This is a genomic window from Burkholderia sp. Leaf177, assembly GCF_001424345.1.
Taxonomy (GTDB): Bacteria; Pseudomonadota; Gammaproteobacteria; order Burkholderiales; family Burkholderiaceae; genus Caballeronia.
Genome location: NZ_LMPF01000023.1, coordinates 488301 through 511544, shown reverse-complemented (window position 1 = coordinate 511544; position 23244 = coordinate 488301). Strand labels below are relative to the sequence as shown.

Here is a 23244-nt window from a genome sequence, read left to right as displayed (position 1 = left end):
TTCATTTTGGCGCTGGCGCGCGCAGCGCGGAGGCCTGGTTAGTGGATTCCCACACTGGTGGCGAAGCGTGTGGGTTGCCGTGAACGGAGGGGGAGGGTTTCAACAGGACGGGGTTATGCGCTAAGGGTGCTTCTTGCGTGCCACGTAGTAGTCATTGCACGCTGTGGACACTTAAGAATTAGCGGTTGAGAGGCGTTTTCTTTGCTTCGTTTCTTTGTCGCCGTTGGACAAAGAAATGAAGTCCCGCCACGGACAGTGGCTAACAGTGCTAAAGAAGTCAGCTAAGACAGAACCGCGAAGACCTAAGCAGCAACAACCCAGCATTAAACCCAACTGCTACGGACTTAGCGCCAGCGTCAAACCTTGTGAAATAAAGTTCCGCCACGGACAGTGGCTAATAGTGATAAAGAGATCAGCTAAGACAGAACCTGCGAAAGCCTGAGCAGCAACAACCCACCACACCCAAAACGAAACACTCGAAACCTAAAAAAAGCAGAACCCGCCCCGTGACACACTGTCCCGGCAATGCACAATCTGTGCGCCCTCTGGCAAGAAACAACACCCACCCCCACCCACCGCCATCGCAATAAGAGCAAGCCCGCTGGGAGGCTAAACCCAGCACCCCCAACCGGCATGGACTTTGCACTAAACGCCCCATGCCCCATTCGCCCGCCCCCACGCTGAACACCGGAACGCAGGCCATCAGGTCACCCGCCACGCCGGGCGTCCACGACTGGACATGCCCCTTTTGCCCGCTGCTCTGCGATGACATCACAACCATCGTCCACGATGACGGCACCCTCAGCGCCCCCGACACCCACTGCCCGCGCCTCACCCAAGCACTCACATGGTTCGCCGGCAACCTGCCACCAACCCCATCGATCGATAACACCGACACCGACCTCGACTCAGCGCTAACCCGCGTCATCGATATATTGCAAGGCACCAGGCGCCCGCTCTTCGGCGGACTCGCCACCGACGTCGCCGGCGTCCGCGCGCTCTATCCCTTTGCCGCCGATTGCGGTGCGATCCTCGATCATCTTCATGGCGATGCAATGGCGGCATCGAATGCGGCATTGCAGGATCGCGGCGCGTTCCTCACCACACTCTCCGAGATTCGCGCTCGAGCCGATCTGCTGATCGTGTTCCGAAGCACGCCATCGGCGAAATATCCGCGGTTTTACGAACGCGTGCTCGGCGGCACGGACCAACCGCGCAAGCTGATTTTCGTCGGCTGCGATCCCGATCCCGCCGCCGATAATCTGCAGAACATCAGTTCGCAGTGCGTCCTGAAAGACGCCGATCCGTTCGATCTTCTCGCCATCTGGTCGGCGCTGATGGAGGGCCGCGACGCTGCATCGTTCAGCGATACAACCACGTCCCAAACGCTCGCATCACTGGTGGATCGCGTGAACGCCGCGCGCTACACGGCCGTGATCTACGAACCCGCGGCGCTGCCCGGACCGCATGCGGCGCTGTTGATAGAAGCGTTGAACCGCATCGTCAAGGCCATGAACTGGACCACGCGTGCGGGCGCCCTGGCACTTGGCGGCGATGACGGCGCGCTGACGGTCAATCAGGCCGTGACGTGGCTCTCGGGCTTTCCCTTGCGCACGCGCGTGTCCATGTCGACGCGTCTTCACGGCGAGCCGCCACTCGATCACGATGCAACGCGTTATGCAACGAGCCGGCTTCTAAAAACGCGCGAAGTCGATGCGTTGCTTTGGGTATCGGCGTATCAACCAGAGCCCTTGCCACAAGCACTTTCCGATGACATCCCGGTAATCGTGCTGGGACATCCGGCGCTAAAAAATCGGATAAGTAAACGCACGGCACCAACGGTGTTCATCCCGGTCGCGACGCCGGGAATCGACACGGGCGGACACGTTTTTCGTATCGATGGCTCCGTGGTTGCATCGCTCACTGCAACGCGCAAAAGCGAACTGCCAACGGTTGCGTTTATCGCCGAGCGCCTGCACGAAGCATTCGCCACATCGGCGAACGCCGGGAGTCCGACATGAGCCTGACGCGGCTTAAAGGAGGCACGCTCTACGACCCGGCGAACCGCGTCAACGGCGAACGCCGCGACCTCTATCTGCGCGACGGACGTATCGTTGCCGAAGAACCCGGCGCCGCAATCGATCACGATTTCGACGCCGAGGGCATGGTCGTGATGGCGGGTGGTATCGACTTGCATTCGCACATTGGCGGCGGCAAAACCAATCTGTCGCGCTTGCTTCTGCCGGAAGATCATCGCAACGCAAGCGCAGCCGATGAACCTCCGGGCGCCGACGGCCGCTATCTGAAACTGCCCTCGTGCGGCGTCTGCACGCCCGGCACGCTTGCGACCGGATATCGATACGCGGAGATGGGTTACACGGCCGCATTCGAACCCGCGATGATGCCGTCCAACGCGCGCCACACGCACCTGGAAATGGGCGACACGCCGATCATCGATCACGGCGCATACGTGATGCTCGGCAACGACGAACTGTTCCTGCAACTACTCGCCGAACGCGACAGTTACGAGCGCCTGCGTGATTACGTCGGCTGGACGATGCATGCAAGCAAGGCGCTCGGCGTGAAGGTGGTCAACCCCGGCGGCATCTCGGCGTTCAAGTTCAACCAGCGTTCATTGAATGTGGACGAACAGCATGTTCATTACGGCATCACGCCGCGCGATGTGCTCCACACGTTGACGCGCGCGCTGACTGATTTGCGCGTGCCGCATCCGCTTCATGTTCACGCAAGCAATCTCGGCGTGCCGGGCAATATCGACTCGACGATCGCAACCATGGACGCCGCCGATGGCCTGCCGATTCACCTGACGCACATCCAGTTTCATAGCTATGGCGTGGATGGGCCGCGCAAGTTTTCATCGGGCGCGATGGCGATTGCTGAGGCGGTGAATGCGCGGCCGAACGTGTCTATCGATGTGGGGCAGATCATTTTCGGGCAGACCGTCACCGCTTCCGGCGACACCATGATGCAATTCAAGAACGCGCCGCTGGGCAATCCGAAGAAGTGGATTGTCGGCGACATTGAATGCGACGCGGGATGCGGAATCGTGCCGTTCAAATATCGCGAGCAGAGTTATGTGAACGCGCTGCAATGGATTATCGGACTGGAAATCTTCTTGCTGATCGAAGACCCGTGGCGCGTATCGATGACAACCGATCATCCCAACGGCGGACCGTTCACGAGCTATCCGCATCTGATTCGCCTTCTGATGGACAAGGGCTTTCGCGACGAACAACTCGCGACGCTGAATCCCGAAGCGCAGGTTGCAAGCGCATTGTCCGAACTGAAGCGCGAGTTCTCGCTCTACGACATAGCGATCATCACGCGCGCGGGACCCGCGCGTCTGCTCGGACTCAACGACCGCGGACATCTAGGCGTGGGCGCGGCGGCGGATATCGCGGTGTATCGCGAACATGCGGACAAGGAGCGCATGTTCACGTCGCCGGCGTATGTGTTCAAGGACGGGCAACTCGTCGCGCGCGACGGCACGCTGATCGCAACGCCAACGGGCGGGATCCATTACGTGTCGCCGGAATTCGATCGCGGAATAGAGAAGACGCTGAAGGCGTACGCCGCCGCGAACCTGGTTGGCAATCCGGCGAATGTCGCCATCAGCGACGACGAAATCTGCGCGTGTTGCCGCGGCGGCCGCTTGCTGCCGGTTGCATGCCTGAGCGGGGCGTAGCGCGTACACGCCCATGCAAATCAACGACACACTCATCGACGATACCTTTGCCGAAGCCTTCCCGATGAAGGCGACGCGCCTCATCATCACCGCGCATACGCCTGTCTGGGCGCAGCACGCGGCGCAATCGCTGACGGGTTTTGCGACGTCTGTGATCGGATGCGGTTGCGAGGCGGGTATCGAGCGTGTTCTGACTGCCGACGAAACACCCGACGGCCGGCCCGGAATCGCCGTGCTGATGTTCGCGGTATCGACAAAAGAACTAGCCAAGCAAGTCGAGCGGCGCGTCGGCCAGTGCGTGCTGACGTGTCCGACCACGGCTGTGTTTAGCGGTATCGATCCCGCTACGAGCCGCGCGCCGCTTTCCGACAACGCGCCTCTTGGCAGCGGCCTGCGCTTTTTTGGCGATGGCTGGCAAATTTCAAAGATGATCGGCGGCACACGATACTGGCGCGTCCCGGTCATGGACGGCGAGTTCGTCTGCGAGGAAAGCACCGTCACCGTGAAGGCGGTCGGCGGCGGCAACCTGCTGTTTCTCGCCCGCGATACCGGCAGCGCGTTGCGCGTCGCCGAAACCGCCGTTGCCGCCATGCGCCGCCTGCCGAACGTGATCATGCCGTTTCCGGGCGGCGTCGTGCGCTCGGGTTCGAAAGTAGGCTCGAAATATGCTGCAGCGCCTGCATCGACAAACGATGCGTTTTGCCCGACGCTGACCGGTTTGTCGAGGAAGAGTGAACTGGATGCCGACGTAGGCTGCGTGCTGGAAATCGTGATCGACGGCTTGACCGATGCCGACGTTGGCGCTGCGATGACTGCAGGCATTGCAGCCGCCGTGGAGCTTGGGCGCGCGGCGGGCGTGCTGCGGGTATCGGCGGGAAACTATGGCGGCAAACTGGGCCCGTATCACTTCCATTTGCACCAGCTCGCAGCAGACGTGGCCGGGAGGCGCGCATGACCACGATCACGCTGCGTGTCCGGAATGCACCCGGTTTTCGCATCAACGCCGACCGGTTATTGCCGGCGGCGCTGGTGGCGTTATCGGCGGATGAAATCGCGCGTCTCGTGTTGCCTGCAAGCAATGAAAGCCGCGCGGTCGGCGATGTTTTCGACGTCTCTCGCTCGGACGATGAAACCGATCCGGCTCTCGTCATTGAAGGCGACGTGCATTGGCTGGACCGGCTGGGCGCGAAGATGACGCAAGGTTGTATCGATGTCCAAGGTTCCGCCGGCGATTACACCGGCTTTCAAATGGCGGGCGGCATGCTGCGAATCGATGGCGACGCCGGCCACTTCACCGGCTGCCAGATGAAAGGTGGCCGCTTGACGCTCGGCGGCAATGCGGGCGATTTCACAGCGGGCGCATTGCCGGGCGACATGGAAGGCATGACTGGCGGCACACTGACTGTCCACGGCAACGCCGGCGCGCGCCTCTGCGACCGCATGCGACGCGGCCTCGTGCTGGTCGGCGGCGATGCCGGGGAATGCGCGGCGTCGCGGCTCGTTGCGGGAACGATCGGTATCGCGGGGAAAACCGGCGCGAATCTCGGCTACGGCATGCGGCGCGGCACGGTGTTGCTGGCCCAGGCGCCCGAGCGGATTCCCCCCACGTTCACCGATGGCGGCCGCGGTTTCGACGTGTTCTGGCGCTTGCTGACGCGCTCGCTCGCGACGGAACTCGCGCCGTTCTCCGGCTTCCGTGCGGACACGCTGCCGCGCCGCTATGCTGGCGATCTTGCCGTGGACGGACGCGGAGAAGTGCTGATCGTGGAATCATGACATTCGGCGTAATGTGAGAGACCTCGAGACCAAGAGCGAAGGAGACGCCATGAACACCGCGCATCCGCATGCAGCGACGCTCGAAACCGGCGCCGGCGCGCAGCGCTATACCCGCGCTCAGATCGTCCTGCACTGGCTCATCGCACTCGCAATCATCGCGATGCTCGGCATTGGTCTCTACATGGTCGCGTTGCCGAAAGGCCTGCCTTTTAAGTCGAGCCTGATCAACTTCCATAAATCGCTCGGGATGACCGTTTTCCTGCTTGTGCTGATTCGCATCGTGGTACGTCTGGTCGCAGGCAGGCCGCCGCTTCCGCCGATGCAAGCGTGGCAACGCGCCGCCGCGAGCATGACGCAGGGTCTTTTATACATCGCTATGATTGGAATGCCCCTGACCGGATATCTGGGTTCGTCGTTCAACAAATTCGGCACGCGCTTGTGGGGCATTGCGCTGCCAATGTGGGGCTGGGACGATCCCGGCTTGCGCAAGATCTTTTTCACCATTCATGAAATCTGCGCATGGGCTTTGATCGCATTGATCGCATTACACGTGGCGGGCGCATTGAAACATCAGCTAGTCGATCGCGACGGGCTGATGGCGAGAATGCTGCCATGAGAATTTTTATCGAGGAACGCGGCTAATGAAAATCAAGGTGCTGGGTTCATCGGCGGGAGGCGGGTTTCCGCAGTGGAATTGCAATTGCCGCAATTGCGCCGGCGTGCGCAACGGTACGGTCAGTGCCAAGCGTCGTACGCAGTCATCGATCATTGTCAGCGCGACGGGCGACGACTGGCTGCTCGTGAACGCGTCTCCCGATCTGCTCGCGCAAATCGCGGCGCATCCGGAACTGCAGCCGGCGCGGCGCGCGCGCGACAGCGGCATTGCCGCGGTCATCACCATGGACGCGCAGATCGATCATGTCACCGGCTTGCTGATGCTGCGAGAGCGCGACACGCCCCTGCCACTCTATGTAACCGACGCCGTCCTGCAAGACCTGAGCACGGGCTTGCCGGTTGTATCGATACTCGCGCATTACTGCGGCGTCGAACGCCATACGGTCCCGCTCGACGGATCGTCGTTCGGCATTCCCGCGCTACCCGGAATCCGCATTGAAGCGTTGCCGTTGTCGAGCAAGGCGCCGCCCTACTCGCCACATCGCGCGGCACCGCAACGCGGCGACAACATCGGGCTGACGTTCATAAACGAAGCCACGGGCAAGCGCGCGTTCTACGCGCCCGGCCTCGGCGCACTCGAACCGCACGTACTCGAAGCGATGAACGGCGCGGACCTGCTGCTCGTGGATGGCACGCTCTGGACGCCGGACGAAATGATCGAACTCGGCCTGTCGAAAAAGACCGCCGCCGACATGGGTCATCTCGCGCAGACAGGTCCGGGCGGCATGATCGAGGTGCTCGATTCCATCGAACGTGCGGGCGTGCGCAAGGTCCTCATTCATATCAACAACACGAATCCCATCCTGATTGAAGACGGTCCCGAACGGCGGCGGCTCGCGGAGCACGGCATAGAAGTCGCGTTCGACGGCATGTCATTCGATCTTTGAACATGCATCAGCACTTTGCAGGAGAAACATGTGAACGGCCCGACTCATGCAGCAAATCAAGAAGCGAATCTTGAAGTAACGCGAGATGCAAGCCCGACTCCCTGGACGCGCGAAGAGTTCGAAGCACAATTGCGCGCGAAGGGCGCGGCTTACCATATTCATCATCCATTCAACGTGAAGATGAACGAAGGCGGCTGTTCGCGCGAACAGATTCGCGGCTGGGTCGCGAACCGTTTTTATTATCAGATCAACATTCCGCTGAAGGACGCAGCGGTGATGTCGAATTGTCCGGATCGCGAAACCCGGCGGCGCTGGGTCTTGCGAATTCTCGATCACGACGGTTATGGCGACGACGAAGGCGGCATCGAAACATGGGCGCGCTTGGGCGATGCAGTCGGGCTGACACGCGGCGAACTCTGGTCGCTGGAACACGTGGCGCCGGGCGTGAAATTCGCCGTCGATGCCTACGTCAACTTCGCGCGCCGCGCGCCGTGGCAAGAAGCCGTGTGTTCATCGCTGACGGAAATTTTCGCGCCGCAAATCCACAAGGACCGGCTTGCAACGTGGCCCACGTGTTATCCATGGATCGAAGCCGACGGCCTCACGTATTTCCGCTCGCGTATTTCATTGGCGCAGCGCGACGTCGAACACGGCCTGCAAGTGACGCTCGATTACTTCCAGACGCGCGAGCAGCAGGAACGCGCGCTCGAGATCCTGCAATTCAAACTCGACATCTTGTGGTCGATGCTCGACGCCATAGAAAAGGCCTTTCCGCAATGACATCGCCCACGCCTCTGCTCAAGCTCAAGGGAATCTTCCGGCTGCAATGGGAGCCGGCGCAGGACGCGCATGTGCTGCTTTATCCCGAAGGCATGGTGAAGCTCAATCAAAGCGCCGGCGAAATCTTGAAACGCTGTGATGGCACACGCGATATCGACACGTTGATCGCCGACTTGCAGCAAGCGTTCAACACGCAGGATCTCGGCGACGAAGTAAGGCTGTTCATTGCCGAGGCCGGGCGGCGCGGATGGCTGGAGGAAGCGTCATGACCGCCAACGTCGTTGCGCCGCCGCTGTGGCTGCTCGCGGAGCTTACCTACCGGTGCCCGCTGCACTGCGCGTTCTGCTACAACCCCGTCAATTACACAGACCACAGCAGCGAACTCACGACCGACCAATGGATCGGCGTGCTGCGCGAAGCACGCGCGCTCGGCGCTGCGCAACTCGGTTTTTCGGGCGGTGAACCGCTGCTGCGCGATGACCTCGAAGTGCTCGTTCGTGAAGGACGGCAACTCGGTTTCTACACAAACCTGATTACGTCGGGTATTGGCCTGACCGACAAACGACTCGACGCATTGAAGGACGCCGGACTCGATCACATCCAGTTGTCGTTCCAGGATTCGACTCAGGAACTCAACGACTTCTTGAGCAGCACGCGCACGTTCGACCTGAAGAACCGCGTCGCCAGATCAATCAAGGCGCATGGCTTCCCGATGGTCCTGAACTGCGTGCTTCATCGATACAACCTGCCGCATGTGGACAAGATCATCGACATGGCGCTTGAGATGGGAGCCGAATATCTCGAGCTTGCGAACACGCAGTACTACGGCTGGGCGCACGCGAACCGCGCGCAACTGATGCCGACAGCGGAGCAACTGAAAGAAGCCGAAGCCGTGGTCGAGCGATACCGAGAGAAGATCGGGCATCGCTGCAAGATCTACTTCGTCGTACCCGACTACTTCGAGACGCGTCCGAAGAAATGCATGAACGGCTGGGGCTCGGTGTTCCTGGGCGTCGCGCCCGACGGCGCCGCGCTGCCGTGTCACACCGCGCGCTCGCTTCCCGGCCTGAGCTTTCCGAACGTCAAGGACACATCGGTACGCGACATCTGGTACGAAAGCGATGCGTTCAATCGCTTTCGCGGTTTCGACTGGATGAAAGAGCCGTGCCGCAGTTGCGAAGAGAAAACCATCGATGCCGGCGGTTGCCGTTGCCAGGCTTATCTGCTCACGGGCGACCCGGCGAACGCGGACCCGGTCTGCGATAAATCACCCCATCACGAAATGGTGATCAACGTGGTGAGAAAGGCCGCGGAAAAACGCGAGCCCGAAGAGCATCCAATCGTGTTTCGCAACGACAGCAATTCTCGCCGGCTGGCGGCATCGAAGGAACGCGGCGAGCCCGAACATCATGACGTCGCCGTTCTTGCGGGAGCACGCAAATGACTATCGCGGATATCAGTGTTCTTCTCGTCGATGACCACGCGGTCGTGCGCGAAGGTTACCGGCGTTTGCTGGAGCTCAGTCCCGACATCAGCGTGGCGGGTGAAGCCGCCGACGCGGCGCAAGCCTACCAGCGCTTCTGCACGTTGAAACCGGACGTGGTGGTGATGGATCTTGCGTTGCCGGGCGCGAGCGGTATCGAGGCAATGCGGCGCATGCTCGCACGCGAGCCCGACGCCCATGTGCTGATCTTCAGCGTGCATGAGGAGACCATCTTCGTGCGGCGCGCGCTCGATGCCGGCGCGCGCGGCTACGTGACGAAAGCAAGCGCGCCCGACGTCCTGGTGGAAGGCGTGCGCGCCGTCGCCAGACGCGCGCGTTATCTGAGCCCCGACATCTCGCAGGCGCTCGCGTTGCGCGAGACTTTCCAGGAAGGGCCGCCGGGACGGCAGTTATCGGCGCGTGAATTCGAGGTGCTGCGCTTGCTCGTGCAAGGCTATACATTGCCGAGCATCGCGGAAAGACTGGGCCTGAGCCAAAAGACCGTAGCCAACCATCAATCGGTGATCCGGCAAAAATTCGGCGCGGATAACGGCGTGCAACTCGCGCAGATGGCGAATCGCCTGGGTCTTCATTTCTCCGATTTCGCCAGTTCCGCGAGTTCGCTTGGATCCCTTGGATCGCTCGGTTCGTTCAGCCCGGGCAATCCGGCCTGAACCGGTACGCGCGCGCAAAAAAGAAACCCGCTGTCCGGCTGGCTCGCGACATGAAATTCGCCGCCGAGCGCCTCGACACGTTCGCGCATGCCGATCAACCCAAGTCCCGCACGCGGTTTTGTCAGATCGATCCCCGGACCGTCGTCGGTCATGGTCACCACGATCTCGCCGTGGCTTGCGTGTTTATCGTCTGAAGTCCGAACCAAATAAATCTCCACCCGCGAATTCCTCGCGAACTTCGACACGTTTGTCAGCCCTTCCTGCACCAGCCGATAAAGCGTGATGTTCACGACATCTGCCAGATTAGCGAAGTCGCCGTCGACGGTCAGCGTGAACGACGCTTGCGGCAAGCGCTCGCGCCAGCTTTCCACGCAATGTTCAAGCGCGCTCGGCAAGCCGAATTCGTCGAGACCGATGGGTCGCAAGCGCCGGATCATGCCGCCAATCTGCTTGTAGACGGTGCTTGCACTTTGCATGACCGCGAGCGACAACCGATGAACCTCGGGTTCGCCGTGAGTCGAAAGATCCCGTATGCGTCCGGCATCCAGTGCGATCGCGTTGAGGTATTGGCCGAGTTCGTCGTGGAGTTCGCGCGCAAGGTGACGACGCTCGTTTTCCTGCGCACCAATGCTTTCGCTTGCGAGCCGCCGGTTGTCTGCAAGCAGACGCTCAGCCTTCTCTTCGAGCGCGCGGCGATGCAGCAATTCGCGTTGCGACTCGATATACCGGCGCCATGAAAACCACGCAAGCCCGATAGCAAAGACGACCAGCGTGGGCGGAAATTCATCGAGTTGAAAACGTTCGAAGCGGCGCGTCAGGGAATACGTCAGCTCGCCGACTTCGAATCGCATGCATATCAGCGCCGCGAGTATGGTCAGCGCAAACACGCAAACGAGATCGCGCCACGCCGCCGAGCGGGACGGGCGCTCGCTCGTGGAAGAAGTCGTGGAGTCGGGTTGAGGATCGGGTCGCATGGCGCTCTCATTCTACTCAGCGCGCGCGTTCGCGTCGCGCCTCTAAAACAAGGGTTGGGAAAGGTTCCTTACGAAATCGGGAGGTCTTCCCGATGGCATCGGGTGCATCTTGTGGGACGCTTTCATCTACTGCACCGAAGATGCAAATCGATAACGATAAACGGCAGGAGACAACCATGAACAAGCGTCCCTTCGCGCGGCTTTTTTGCTACGGCCGCGTGCGGATTTTGTGCTTCGGCGGCGCGCTGGCTGGCCTGAGTGCCACGAGCTGGGCGCAGGAAGCGGCGGCGCCAGGAGCGGCATCGGACACGGCGGTCACGCAACTCGCGCCGATCGTCGTGATCGGAACAACGCCGCTGCTTGGCATCGGCACGCCGCTGGAACATGTGCCCGCCAACGTGCAAACCATTCGCGGACGGGACATCGACCAGCAACATCGTGCCACGCTCACGGACTACTTCGCAAGCAACCTGACGAGCGTCGATATCAACGAGGCACAAGGCAATTCGTCCCAGGTCGATATCAACTATCGCGGCTTCACCGCATCGCCGTTGCTCGGTACACCGCAAGGTTTATCGGTTTTCCTCGACGGCGTGCGTGTCAACGAGCCTTTCGGCGACGTCGTCAACTGGGACTTGATCCCGCAAGCGGCCATCAACACCATCCAGTTGATCCCCGGATCCAACCCGACATTCGGCCTGAACACACTTGGCGGCGCGCTCGCGATCACCACAAAAAACGGCCGCAGCAATCCGGGCGGCGAAGCGGAAATATCGGCGGGATCATGGGGACGCAAGACCGCGCAGATCCAGCAAGGCGGTGTGATCGGCAGCAACCTCGACTACTACTTCACCGCCAACGCAACCAACGACGACGGCTGGGCCGACCACAATTCCAGCCGCATGCGCCAGGCGTTCGGCAAGCTGCGCTACACCGACGCCGACACCACCCTGTCGCTATCCATGGGCGGCGCCGACAACACCTTGCAGGGTTCGCAAACCATTCCGCGCTCGTTCCTGGATAACCGCAAACAGGCTTATACATTCCCCGACCAGAACCACAACAGCGTCGGCTACCTGACCTTTTCGGGCGAACATTATTTCACGCCGAACCTGGAGTTGAGCGGCAACGTGTACTACCGGCATTATCGGAACACGAATGTCAGCAGCAACGTGAACGACGACTTCGGCACGGTCGATGACGACGGCAACGTCAACACGCTGCAAGCGACCAACGATCAATCCGTGATCGTCACCGACAGCTACGGCGCAAGCCTGCAGATGACCTTGCTCGGCAAGCTCGCCGGCTACGACAACCAGTTCGTCGCGGGCGTGGCGGCGGATTTCGCCAACTCGCACTTCACGCAATCGTCGCAGGATGCCGAGTTCACGGATTCACGCGCGACCATGGGTATCGGCGGATTCCAGCCTCAGACCGACGCCGCCACGCGCAATCAGAACTTCGGCGTGTACTTCGAAAACACGTTGTCGATCACGCAGCAATGGTCGCTGACGCTGGCGGGGCGTTATAACTGGTCGAAGTCTGTCATCGGCGATGAAAGCGGCGTGCAGCCCTTGCTCGATGGCAACCATACGTTCTCGCGCTTCAACCCGGCGGTCGGCGTGAACTGGAATCCGACCTCCACGTTTACGGCCTATGCCACGTATAACGAAGGCATGCGCTCGCCAACGGCTATCGAGCTTGCTTGCGCCGATCCGGCCTCGCCTTGTTCGCTGCCCAACGACTTTATTGCGGACCCGGCGCTGCAGCCGGTGATATCGAAGACATTCGAAATTGGCGCGCGCGGGCAACTCGGACACGCGACCACATGGAGCGCCGCGATCTACCGGACAACGCTCGATAACGACATCCAGTTCGTTAGCAGCAACGGCGCGGCGAGCACGCTCGGCTTTTTCCAGAACGTGGGCAAGACTCAGCGCCAGGGCTTCGAGCTTGCCGGGCGCACGCAATACGGACCGGTTGGCGTGAGCGCGAGTTACAGCTACGTGGACGCGACGTATCGCTCGACGTGGACTGAAAGCAGCGCCAGCAATTCGAGCGCGGACGCCGATGGCAACATCACCGTGCACAAGGGCGACCGCATTCCGGGCATTCCGCAAAATACGGTCAAGCTGCGGCTCGATTACGCGGCCACGCCGAAGTGGAATGTGGGCAGCAACCTGACGTACAGGGGCACCATCTTTGCTCGCGGCGATGAAGACAATCAGGATGTGAACGGAAAGATTGCAGGGTATTTCCTGATCGACCTGGACACGACCTACAACATCACGAAGCAGCTTCAGGTGTTCGCGAGCGTGACGAACCTGCTCAACAAGCACTATGCAAGCTTCGCCATCCTCGGCCAAAACTTCTTCAACGGCGCAAACCATACCTTCGATGGCGCCAATCCCGTCAACGAGCAATTCCTTGGGATCGGTGCGCCGCGAGGCGCATGGGTTGGATTGCGATACGCGTGGAAATAAGTTTTAACCGAACTACTCGATCGACCCCGAGCTTCGCGGATAAGTGACGACGCCCCAGGGCAACGGCAAGCCTTCGATCTGCTTGACTGTCTGATAGCTGCTTGCATCGAGCACATACACCGCGTTCGACCGGCCGCACGCAAGCAACACTTTGGATCCGTCCGGCGTGAAGCTGAAGTGCCAGCAGCGCTGACCCACGGGCACGTCGCTGACGTGATCGTAGGACGTGGCATCGAAAACCTGAAGCGTCTTGCCGCGCGCCGCCGCGACCAGCAAATGCTTACCCGATGGATCAAACGCAACGCCGTACGGGCCCATTTTTGTATCGACGGTTTTCACCGGCTTGAGGCTGCGCGCGTCGAGTACGACAAACTTGTTCGTGTTCTCGAGCGTCACCACGTACTGCTTGCCATCGGGTGAACGCTTGATGCCGCGCGGCCGCGAACCATGATCGAGTTTGATGCCGCGCATCGGCTTGCCCGTAACCACGTGATAGACCGACACGGTGTCATCGCCCTCGTTGGTGACGAGCAACTCCTTGCCATCGGCGGAAAATTCAACGCCCTCCGTCTCGTGCCCGCTCTTCACCGAGCGTATGACGCGCAGTGTCTTCAAGTCGACAATCGCGATCTCCGCCGGCGGGCTGTTGGCGTCGTCATCGTCCTTGCCGTGGCCTGCGGCTCCGCCCGATGCTCCGGCCGCTCCCGATGCTCCCGGAGGCCCTTCGGCTCCTTTGGGCGGACCGCCGTTTTCGCCGGGCTCGTATGTCACATACGCATACCCGCGATACACCCGCACGAACTCCGGATTCTGACCGATTTTCACGCGGCGCACGACCTTGCCGGTGGCGGTATCGATTTCAGAAAGGTCAGCCGTTTTCTTGTTCGCGACGAGCAGGCGCGTGCCGTCGTCGGTGAGGCTCAGGCCGCGCGGACCGTCGTCGCCCACGGCGAAGGTTCTGGCGATCGTCATCTGATCCAGATCGATAACCCCAACGCCGCCCGTTTCGCTCGACACATACGCAACCGGCGCGGCGGCCAGCGCAACAGCCGCACTAAACGTCGTCACCGATGCAAGCGCCAGCCGCGCCGCCGCTTTCTTCGATTGCATGATCGTCTCCGCTTGTTTTTATTGGTTCGTCGCTTGAGCTTTCAGGAACATGCCGATGCATCGGCACGTTGCCACGACATGGTCAACTTAGCCCATCGAGCGGCGTGTTGACAATGGATGAGGGCGGGAGATTTTCCCGAAAGAGGCTCAGCGGGTGGCATCGGCGTCGTCTGCGAGACGATTGACCAGCCCTTTCATGCCGCGACGCCACGATAAATCCGTGTTGCCGCGGATATCGACGGAACGCTGGAACACGGCCTTGCCCGTCGCGACATCTTCCACGCGCAGATTGATGTTGATGATCAGGTTGCTGACTTTCTGCACCCAGCACACGCCGACGCGTTCCACGTTGAGTTTGCGGCCGATCTGCAGTTCGCAACCGTTGCACGCGTTCAAATCCTGTGCGCCGGAAAGCTTGGCGATCATGTCGCTGGCGCCGGCGTTATCGGCGACGCGAAAGAGCTGGCGGTCGCTCAATTGCGCGCGCAAGTCGTTGCTGATGAGCTCAAGGCGCGCTTGCTGTGTGCGGTTGATGTCGGCGTCGTTGTAGGACGCGTTGTCGTCGATCAGCGTGCAGTCCATCACTGCAATCGAACGTTGAGTCGCCGCCGCTTGCCCCGCCGGCGAAAACCCCGCTACGAGAATGACACACAGTGCTACACGATCAAACGCTCTTCGCAGTTGCAGCATGATGACACGCCTCCAGGTGCCGGCTTGGCGCGGCAACCTGGTTTCTGCATGCAAGTACTACGCCCGTTTCCAGTTGAGTGCGGTAAGGACGGTGAGGCTGATCGATTCGGAACCCTTATCAAATGGAAAGGAGCAACATGGTGGGCCGAAAAAACCGGGTCCGGCAGACGGCATCAGCTCATATACCCCAGATGCTCGGCCAAAATCACCGAGCCGATCAAAACCAGGATCAAACCACCCGCCACTTCCGCGCGCTGTCCGACCGCACGCCCCAAAAAGCGTCCCACCATCACGCCGATGGTCACCATGATCAGCGTCGCGAGTCCAATGGTTGCGGCCGTCGAGAAAATATTCACATCGATAAACGCAAGCCCCGCGCCCACCGCCATGGCGTCGATGCTCGTTGCAAAGCCGGTCGCGGCCAGCAGCCAGAAACTGTGACGCACGGGTTTTTCGGCTTCAGGCGTAGGCGTGCTGAAACCCGAGCGGATCATGCGCAGCCCGAGCACGAGCAGCAAGCCGAAGGCAATCCAGTGATCCCACGACATGACGTATGGCGCGGCGGCCTTGCCGAGCGCCCAGCCAACCAGCGGCGTGATCGCTTCAATGACACCGAAGATCAGACCCGTGCGCAGTGCCTCGCGCATGCGCGGACGCTTGAGCGTGGCGCCTTTGCCTACGGCAGCGGCGAAGGCGTCCGTCGACATGGCGAAGGCGAGCAGGATGGTGGATGCGATATTCATGGGGCAATGATTATGTTCGGGTCGGGACAGGAACATGCGATGTGACGCCGAGCCCGACCGGTCGCGGCGTTACATCGATGGTCTTGCCAACCAGAATACATTTCGGTTGCTCATGCCATGGTCCAGAGAACCAAGCGTGTTGACATGAGCGCTTCCAATGGCTGGAAGCCGGCTACTCCCCAAAGACGGACAAAGGCTATCACGTTCGAAATGCATTTGTAATCTTTCGTGCCGTTTTCAAAGCGAAAATTGTCACGGATTTGTTGATCAGGCACAGCCGATGCGGAATCGCCCTGTTGACCATCCGAACGATCCACCGTGTTCTCGCCGATGCAACGCGGCCAGAACATCCGATTGGCGCCTTCGACCCGACACCGCCGCGATGCCAAATCCGATTCCCGTGCAACCGTCCGATACCGCGCGCAGCAGACGATGTCCCGCGCGACGCGCGAGGCGCACGTCATGAGATCCGGTCCGCCTCGTGGAGCGATGTGGCGAATCCGCATCGGCCGATACAGATGGACCGCGCTCGGCATGGCGAATTCCCTGTCGCGCTTTCCGCTACTCGCCGGTTTTGCCGGCAGCGCGGTCGCTGTATTGATGTCGGGCTTGTCCCTAGCCACGTTGTATCAAGGGCGCGAGGAAGCGCTCAGTCACGCCCGGGAGACATCGGCGAATCTGGTTTCAATCATTGGCGGCGATATTGCCCGCAACGTCGAAATCTACGATCTTTCGCTTCGCGCCGTGGTCGATGGCGCACAAGACACCGCCGTCATGGCGCTCGCACCCGAACTTCGCCGCCGGATTCTCTTCGACCGCGCGACCACCGCGGCCTACATAGGCGGCGGTTACGTGATCGACGCCCGTGGCCGCGTCATCGTCAATAACAACGGCATGGCCGTGCCCTTCGAGACGTTCACCGGACGCGAATACTTCCAGGTTCATCGGCGGAATCCATCGGTCGGACTGTTCTTTTCGCATCCTTACATGACGCACGCGAACACTGCGGCGATCGGCATGAGCCGGCGTATCAACGCGCCGGATGGCTCGTTCGGCGGCATCGCGCTGCTGACTTTGAACCTTCAATATTTCCGCTCGCTGCTGGACAAGGTCGAGGTCGGGCCGAAGGGATCGATTTTTATCGTCCAGAATGACGGCGCGATGATCGTGCGCAAACCATTTCTCGATAACGAACTTACGCGCAACGTATCCAGTTCGGCCACATTTGCGCGCATGACGCGCACGCGCTCCGGTTCGTACGTGGCGAAATCGCCGGTGGATGGCGTGGAGCGCATCTACACCTTCGCGCACGTGCCGGGCACGCCGTTCATAGTGGGCGTGGCGCCGGCGCAGGACGACGTGCTGTATTCCTGGCGGATGCGCAGCACCGGCGTGGGCGTCCTGACGCTGTTGTTCGGGCTGAGTTTTATCGCGTTGTCATGGCTTTTGGCGCTGTCGTTGCGCGAACGGGCGCGCGCGCAGGAAGAACTCGTTCGGCTGGCCGGCACCGACGCGCTGACGGGCCTGCCGAACCGGCGTGCCTTCGACGAACGCATGGACGAGGAATGGCGGCGCGCGCGACGGACCAATACGGCGGTATCGGTATTGTTTATCGATGTAGATTATTTCAAGGCTTACAACGATAACTACGGCCACGCACTCGGCGACGACGCACTGGCGGCCGTCGCGGAATGCATTTCGCTGGTGGTGCGGCGTCCCGGCGACATTCCTGCGCGATACGGCGGCGAGGAGTTCGTCGTGCTTCTTCCCGACACGCAGATCGAAGGCGCGCTCCATATTGCCGAGACAATCCGGGCGCGCATCAAGACGCGATCGATTGCGCATCGGGGCAGTGTGATCGGGCGTCTGACGGTGAGTATCGGCTGCGCAACCGCTGCGCCGCCGGGTCTGGGCGGCGCCTACGGGTTGCTCAGCGACGCCGATCAGCAACTCTACGAAGCCAAGGCCGCAGGCCGCGATTGCGTCCGTCCAATGACGCTTGCGAAGGTGGAAATCGCCCAGTCCTGAAGCGCAGCGACAACCGTGCGCCTGGGTCGCGCATCTCGATATTCGTCAGCGTAATTCGCCATTTCGACCAAGCGCATGATTTGCAAGGATTTTTTCCATCGGTATAATGCGACCTTCCTTCCGATGGCACTTCCTCCATGAGCCGACTACTCTTCTTGATGACGCTGACGTTCAGCCTGTCGCTAGGCGCGATGCAGAACGCCACGGCTCAGGAACGCTCCATGGAGAGGACTGCGGCCGTCATGGACCAGACTCTCGCCGCCAGTGAAGCCGATGCCGACGCTCAGGCGAAACATCAGGTTTCCCGCCTCATCTCGCAGAAATTCGGTGTTGCGCGCGCGAAAGCCGAGCAGATTTCGTCGGCGGTGATGTCGGCGGCATCGAAATATTCGCTTCCTCCCGCGCTGTTGCTCGCGATCATCTCGATCGAATCCCGCTTCAAGGAAAACGCGCGCGGCGCGAACGGCGCGACCGGATTGATGCAGGTGGTTCCGTCGGCGCATAAGAAACTGGTGCGCAATATCGACCTGACGGAAGCCGATGCAAATATTGAAGCCGGCTCCGCCATTCTCCATGGCTATGTGCAGTCGGCGCGCGGCGACGTGGATGCCGCGCTGAAAAGCTACGGCGGATCGAAAGCGTATGCCGAGAAAGTCAGCCTTCAGGTCAAGAAAATCTCATCCCAGTTCGATACCGAACCTCCGGGTGCCCAAGTGGGCTATTGAGATATACGGCGAATAACGGGCGCTTGAAAGCCGGTCTTATCCGTGCACGAGTTCCCGCAATTCATCGATATTGAACGGCTTCGCGAGGATCGTCACGCCCGTGTGGCGCGCGCGTTCGAATTCATCGGCGTAACCGGTCATCAACACGATTCTCTGCGCGGGCCAGGTGCCGCGCACTTTCTCCGCCAGGTCGATTCCGTTGAGCCGCCCGGGCATCTGAATATCCGATAAAACCAGGTCAAAGCGTCCGCCTTCATTGAGGACATCGAAGGCTTTGTCGGCGGTAAGCTCGTGACGCACGTCGCAGCCAAACGTGGCGAGCACCGCCGCGACGCCGGCCGCAACCTCTTCATTATCCTCCACCAGCAAGACCGAACCGGGAGTGAGCGCCGCATCGGACTTGATCGATGCGAGGCCTTCGCTGTTTGTATCCGCGCCGTCCAGCGGCATCTGCGGCGCAATGTTCCAGCGCGGCAAATACAGGCGCACGGTCGTGCCTCGTCCGGGAACGCTATCCAGCCGCGCGGTTCCGCCCGCCTGCTCGCAAGCCGCCAGAACCTGCGCCAGCCCGAGTCCCGTACCCGCACCGCTCAGCTTGGTCGTGAAAAGCGGTTCGAACGCGCGGCGGGCGGTGACTTCGTTCATGCCTTCGCCGCTGTCGGTAAAGGCCAGAAGCGCGTAATCGCCGTCGGCAAGAGCGTTGTCGGCGGTTACGCGCACGTTCTGGCAGCGAATCGCGAAACGGCCGCCGTGCGGCATGGCATCGCGCGCGTTGACTGCAATGTTGATGATTGCGAATTCCAGTTCCGTGGCGTCCGCGCGCACGCCCCACATGTCGGGCGAAACCTGCACCTTGACCTGGATCTTGTCGCCAACCGCAGTTTCAATCAGGCCGGCCGCGGCGGGCAGCCACGTGGTGAGATCGATGGCTTCCTGCTTGAGCGGTTGCTTGCGCGCGACGCTGAGCAAACGCCGCGCGAGCGCTTCGGCGCCGGCGGTTGCGCGTTCCACCGCGAGCACTTCCCTCTCCAGCCCGTTGAAATTCTTGCGGCGGGCCAGCTCCATATTCGCCGATACCACCATCAGCAAGTTATTGAAGTCGTGTGCCACGTTGGCAACCAGATTGCCGAGCGCGCCCATGCGCCGCAACTGCCGGCTCGACGCTTCCGCCGAAAGCCGCATCGCAACTTCCGCCTGCCAACGTTCCCAGGCGGATTGCTGCGCGCGCAACTGGCGCAGGGAAAACAGCACCAGCACCCAGACCGCGATGCACGGCACGGCCGTGATCACCGCGATCAGCACGTAGTGCCTGCGCCAGTTCGCGGAGATGACGGCCGTGGGAAAACCGCTTGCAACGTACAGCGGATAATCGCCCACGCGCCGAAAAGCCAGGATGCGCTCGACGCCGTCCACGCTCGAATTCAGCCGGACGCGGCCGAACAGCTCGTTACTGCGCATGGCGGACGTGAACGCCGAATTGCGTGCGTGCGAAATGCTCGATGGTCCCGGCGGTTCGCGCACGAGAATGCCGCCATCGCGCCGATAAAGACCCACGGTCACGCCCGGATCGCCGTTCGAAAGATCGTTGTAGAAGCTCGAGAAATACTCGCGTTTTAGCGCAATCGATACCAGGCCGAGGAAGTGTCCGTCGTTCGCGCTTCGCCCTACGCTGGTTGTGAACACATCGCTTTGAGCCACCTTGCCGATAAGCGGAAGCGAAAAATACGGATCGGGACGAATGGCGCGGCCGGTGACAAAATCATCGCGCGAGGCGATGGAAACCGAGGGAACCGGATAGAAACGATTGCTCGCCAGCATCTCGCCCGCCACGCCGAACACGGTAATTCCGGCCACGTGCGAAAAAGATTCGCCGATCTCGCTCAGGCGTTCATGGATCGGCTTCTGGTTTGCGCGAATGCGGGTGTCGTCGCTATTGCCGAGCATTTCCACCACGCGCGTCGACATCTGGCGGTTCAGGTCCAGCACCTTGCTCGCGTGTTCATTGGCGACGCGCGCAATCCGATCGGCGATATCGTCGGCGTCCTCCATCCGGCGCTGGTAATCGTAATAACCGTAGCCGAGCAGGAAAGCGACCGGAAACAGAACCGATGCCGCCAGCACCAACAGCAAGATTCGCCGCGTTCCGGCGAAATTGCGCAAAGGCAGAGGCAAGTCGAGTGCCGCGGAATCCGACGAATGCAAAGCGCGATGTCTCCAATCGGGTAGCCCGGTCATCCGGACAAGCAAGCGGCACTTTAAAAACAGAGCCGCCTTCCAGTCATGTCAGTTGCGTTTTAAAGCCCACACGAGGCAAAGGCTAAGGCGCAGCTAATCGCACGGGGGGCAAGGCTTTCGCATGCTTTGCATTATGTGCCGGAAATAAGCAGGCCGTGTGCGGCTAACGACATTCCAGCGTGTCACGGACGAAAAAAGAGCCGGCTGCATCCATCGACGCAACCGGCTCGCTTTCGGCCCGCTTCCAGCTCACTAGCAGCTCACTAGCAGCTCACTTCCGGCCAGCTTCTACTTTCCGCTTATTGCGGCTTGGACATGGCGCCGCCGCTCGGCGCTGCAACGTGACCGTTGTTGTTCGTGCTGCTGCCGTTTGCCTTCATATTCGGCGCGCTGCCCGTGCCTGTGCCTACGCCGCCGCCGGTTGCCGTGGTGCCAGGCGCCGTTGCCATGCCCGCGCCGTTCGCGCCACCGGAATTCGCGCCGCCCATTCCGCCACTGCCGCCACCGCCGACGCCCGCGCCGTTACCGCCGGCGCCACCTGCAGCGCCACCGCCGCCACCAGCACCGCCGCCTGCTCCACCGCCGCCGCCCGCTTGCGCGAACACACCACCTGAAAGGCCGAGGACAAGAGCCGACACCACGATTTTCTTCGATATATGTTTCACTACAACCTCCTGGATATTCCGTTGATTGCGTTGCGAAGGACAAAGTCGCAACGCCCGCCCTTCCAATACTGCAAGCGGCGTGCCGCTCAAGCATATATTTGAAGGCCGGTAAGCCTTGCCAGACGGGCATCCGGGTGTTTACGTACGACGCGGCACTTGTGACCTCGGCATGCGTGGACAAGTCATCGTCAGCAAGATTCAAGAGGGCTTAAATGAAAAAACCGGGCTGTGCGCCCGGTTCGTTTCCAGCATCCAACTTAGCTCGTATTTACCAGCCTTGCTGCTGATAATAGCCACGCGGGGGCGGCGGCGCGCACGGCACATATGCACCGCGATAGCTGTCGTAGCACGATCCAGGCGGCGGGCCTGGCTGCGCATAAACCGGCTGGTAAGCGGGTTGCGCGTAGACCGGCTGAGCATAAACGGGTGCTGCGTACACAGGCTGTGGCGCAACTGCGGACCCCACCAGCGCGCCAATCACCGCACCGCCCAGCAACGCACCCACCACGGCGCCGCCGTCTCCATGTCCGCCATGCGCGGACGCCTGACCTGCAACAGTGAGACTACCGGCCATCAACAACACTGCAGCTACGCGTTTCATTTGAGTTCTCCGTTCCCGTGTTCGGGACTATGGGAACGATCTTATGCGGGTAGCGAAGAAATAACTGATGCAGTTGGTAACGGATCATTTCAGCGGATACATATCAATCCGCGCCGTTGGAACGCGTCTTAAAGCTCAATCGTCCGTCGATGCCCGCCGCAACGCCCGCTCGACCGCGCCGGTCTCGCCCTGCGGCACGAAGATATAGCCTTGTCCCCATACGGTCTGCACATAGCGCGGATCGGAGGGATCGGCTTCGAGCAAACGCCGCAAGCGCCAGATGGAAACATCGAGGCTGCGATCCCTGTACGTTCCGGCCTGCCCGCGCAGCTTTTCGTTGAGCTGCGCGCGCGTGAGCACGACCATCTCGTTCTTGACGAAGATCTTGAGCGTCGCGAATTCGCCCGATCGAAGCGGCACGCGCTGGCCGTTATGACGCAATTCGCGCGCGGCGAAATCCACCTCGTACGGACCGAACCGGTATGGCGGGCGGTCCTCCGGCGCTCCCGGCGACGCCGCATCGCGCCGCCGCAAGACCGTCCGGATACGCGCGAGCAGTTCGCGTGGATCGAAGGGTTTGGCGAGGTAATCGTCGGCGCCGAGTTCCAGGCCGATCACCCGGTCGATCACGTCGGAACGCGCGGTCAGGAAGATCACGGGGATATCGTCGCCGGACGCACGCAGTTCGCGCAGCGCGCTGATGCCGTCCTGCTCGGGCATCATCACGTCGAGCACGACAATGGACGGCCGCTCGGCGTCCAGGCGGCGCTTGAGGCCCGTACCGTCGTGCATCACCGATACCGCCAGGCCGTGGCCTTGCAAGTATTCGCGCACGAGGTCGCGCACTACGGGGTCGTCGTCGACGAGAAGAACGTGTTGGGTCATGCGATGAATTCTAAGACGCGCAACGTGACTTTCGCGACAGGGATTCCTTTCCGCGCCTTTCATCGGATTGCACGGAAGGTAGATGGACGCCCGGCTCACTCCAGAACGGCAAGCCGCGCCGCCT

At 61.1% G+C, this 23244-nt stretch carries 21 protein-coding genes and 1 riboswitch; of the genes, 13 read left to right on the top strand and 8 right to left on the bottom strand.

Annotation, left to right across the window (positions count from 1 at the left end):
* Positions 1 to 656: 656 nt before the first annotated feature.
* The 10 genes from ASG35_RS23335 to ASG35_RS23290 are packed head-to-tail and all read left to right on the top strand — an operon-like array spanning position 657 to position 9981.
* Positions 657 to 2021: a hypothetical protein gene (locus tag ASG35_RS23335; protein ID WP_056363292.1), complete on the top strand. Its 1365-nt coding sequence runs from the start codon at positions 657 to 659 to the stop codon at positions 2019 to 2021.
* Entirely contained in the window at positions 2018 to 3706 is a 1689-nt protein-coding gene (locus ASG35_RS23330; protein ID WP_056363289.1) for a formylmethanofuran dehydrogenase subunit A, read from the top strand. Before ASG35_RS23335 ends, ASG35_RS23330 begins: the two co-directional genes overlap by 4 nt.
* Before the next feature lie 13 nt (positions 3707 to 3719).
* A complete protein-coding gene (gene fhcD / locus ASG35_RS23325) occupies positions 3720 to 4661 on the top strand; it encodes a formylmethanofuran--tetrahydromethanopterin N-formyltransferase (protein WP_056363287.1) in 942 nt (313 codons plus the stop codon).
* Positions 4658 to 5482: a formylmethanofuran dehydrogenase subunit C gene (locus tag ASG35_RS23320; protein ID WP_056363285.1), complete on the top strand. Its 825-nt coding sequence runs from the start codon at positions 4658 to 4660 to the stop codon at positions 5480 to 5482. Before fhcD ends, ASG35_RS23320 begins: the two co-directional genes overlap by 4 nt.
* 49 nt (positions 5483 to 5531) lie before the next feature.
* Positions 5532 to 6098: a cytochrome b gene (locus tag ASG35_RS23315; RefSeq protein WP_056363284.1), complete on the top strand. Its 567-nt coding sequence runs from the start codon at positions 5532 to 5534 to the stop codon at positions 6096 to 6098.
* A 25-nt stretch (positions 6099 to 6123) separates the two neighbouring features.
* Positions 6124 to 7044: a pyrroloquinoline quinone biosynthesis protein PqqB gene (gene pqqB / locus ASG35_RS23310; protein WP_056363282.1), complete on the top strand. Its 921-nt coding sequence runs from the start codon at positions 6124 to 6126 to the stop codon at positions 7042 to 7044.
* Between the two features lie 30 nt (positions 7045 to 7074).
* A complete protein-coding gene (gene pqqC / locus ASG35_RS23305; RefSeq protein WP_082508588.1) occupies positions 7075 to 7824 on the top strand; it encodes a pyrroloquinoline-quinone synthase PqqC in 750 nt (249 codons plus the stop codon).
* The gene (gene pqqD, locus ASG35_RS23300; RefSeq protein ID WP_056363280.1) at positions 7821 to 8093 is read left to right on the top strand and encodes a pyrroloquinoline quinone biosynthesis peptide chaperone PqqD; all 273 of its coding nucleotides are present in this window, start codon (positions 7821 to 7823) and stop codon (positions 8091 to 8093) included. Before pqqC ends, pqqD begins: the two co-directional genes overlap by 4 nt.
* Positions 8090 to 9268, top strand: a complete 1179-nt coding sequence (gene pqqE / locus ASG35_RS23295) for a pyrroloquinoline quinone biosynthesis protein PqqE (protein WP_235527681.1) — start codon at positions 8090 to 8092, stop codon at positions 9266 to 9268. Before pqqD ends, pqqE begins: the two co-directional genes overlap by 4 nt.
* Entirely contained in the window at positions 9265 to 9981 is a 717-nt protein-coding gene (locus ASG35_RS23290; protein ID WP_056363274.1) for a response regulator, read from the top strand. Before pqqE ends, ASG35_RS23290 begins: the two co-directional genes overlap by 4 nt.
* Here the strand turns inward: ASG35_RS23290 and ASG35_RS23285 are convergent.
* A complete protein-coding gene (locus ASG35_RS23285; protein WP_056363272.1) occupies positions 9897 to 10955 on the bottom strand; it encodes a sensor histidine kinase in 1059 nt (352 codons plus the stop codon). The two genes, ASG35_RS23290 and ASG35_RS23285, sit on opposite strands and share 85 nt — an antisense overlap.
* 176 nt (positions 10956 to 11131) lie before the next feature.
* On the opposite strand from ASG35_RS23285, the gene ASG35_RS23280 reads away from it, so the two are divergent.
* A complete protein-coding gene (locus tag ASG35_RS23280; protein ID WP_056363835.1) occupies positions 11132 to 13438 on the top strand; it encodes a TonB-dependent receptor in 2307 nt (768 codons plus the stop codon).
* A gap of 12 nt (positions 13439 to 13450) precedes the next feature.
* On the opposite strand, the gene ASG35_RS23275 is transcribed toward ASG35_RS23280, so the two are convergent.
* The 3 genes from ASG35_RS23275 to mntP form a co-directional block, all read right to left on the bottom strand.
* A complete protein-coding gene (locus ASG35_RS23275; protein WP_056363268.1) occupies positions 13451 to 14548 on the bottom strand; it encodes a YVTN family beta-propeller repeat protein in 1098 nt (365 codons plus the stop codon).
* A gap of 147 nt (positions 14549 to 14695) precedes the next feature.
* The gene (locus ASG35_RS23270) at positions 14696 to 15238 is read right to left on the bottom strand and encodes a DUF3280 domain-containing protein (protein ID WP_056363832.1); all 543 of its coding nucleotides are present in this window, start codon (positions 15236 to 15238) and stop codon (positions 14696 to 14698) included.
* A gap of 173 nt (positions 15239 to 15411) precedes the next feature.
* Positions 15412 to 15981, bottom strand: a complete 570-nt coding sequence (mntP, locus tag ASG35_RS23265; RefSeq protein WP_056363266.1) for a manganese efflux pump MntP — start codon at positions 15979 to 15981, stop codon at positions 15412 to 15414.
* A 16-nt stretch (positions 15982 to 15997) separates the two neighbouring features.
* A riboswitch (yybP-ykoY riboswitch) is annotated at positions 15998 to 16174 on the bottom strand.
* 269 nt (positions 16175 to 16443) lie between these two features.
* On the opposite strand from mntP, the gene ASG35_RS23255 reads away from it, so the two are divergent.
* Entirely contained in the window at positions 16444 to 18009 is a 1566-nt protein-coding gene (locus ASG35_RS23255) for a sensor domain-containing diguanylate cyclase (RefSeq protein WP_082508587.1), read from the top strand.
* A 137-nt stretch (positions 18010 to 18146) separates the two neighbouring features.
* The gene (locus tag ASG35_RS23250) at positions 18147 to 18734 is read left to right on the top strand and encodes a transglycosylase SLT domain-containing protein (protein WP_056363260.1); all 588 of its coding nucleotides are present in this window, start codon (positions 18147 to 18149) and stop codon (positions 18732 to 18734) included.
* Positions 18735 to 18770: 36 nt separating this feature from the next.
* On the opposite strand, the gene ASG35_RS23245 is transcribed toward ASG35_RS23250, so the two are convergent.
* From ASG35_RS23245 to ASG35_RS23230, 4 genes are all read right to left on the bottom strand, one after another.
* The gene (locus ASG35_RS23245) at positions 18771 to 20936 is read right to left on the bottom strand and encodes a hybrid sensor histidine kinase/response regulator (RefSeq protein WP_200945777.1); all 2166 of its coding nucleotides are present in this window, start codon (positions 20934 to 20936) and stop codon (positions 18771 to 18773) included.
* A 332-nt stretch (positions 20937 to 21268) separates the two neighbouring features.
* Complete coding sequence (locus tag ASG35_RS31630) at positions 21269 to 21634, bottom strand: hypothetical protein (RefSeq protein WP_056363253.1); 366 nt, start codon at positions 21632 to 21634, stop codon at positions 21269 to 21271.
* A gap of 268 nt (positions 21635 to 21902) precedes the next feature.
* A complete protein-coding gene (locus tag ASG35_RS23235; RefSeq protein WP_056363250.1) occupies positions 21903 to 22235 on the bottom strand; it encodes a hypothetical protein in 333 nt (110 codons plus the stop codon).
* Between the two features lie 135 nt (positions 22236 to 22370).
* A complete protein-coding gene (locus tag ASG35_RS23230; protein ID WP_056363247.1) occupies positions 22371 to 23120 on the bottom strand; it encodes a response regulator in 750 nt (249 codons plus the stop codon).
* Positions 23121 to 23244 lie beyond the last annotated feature (124 nt).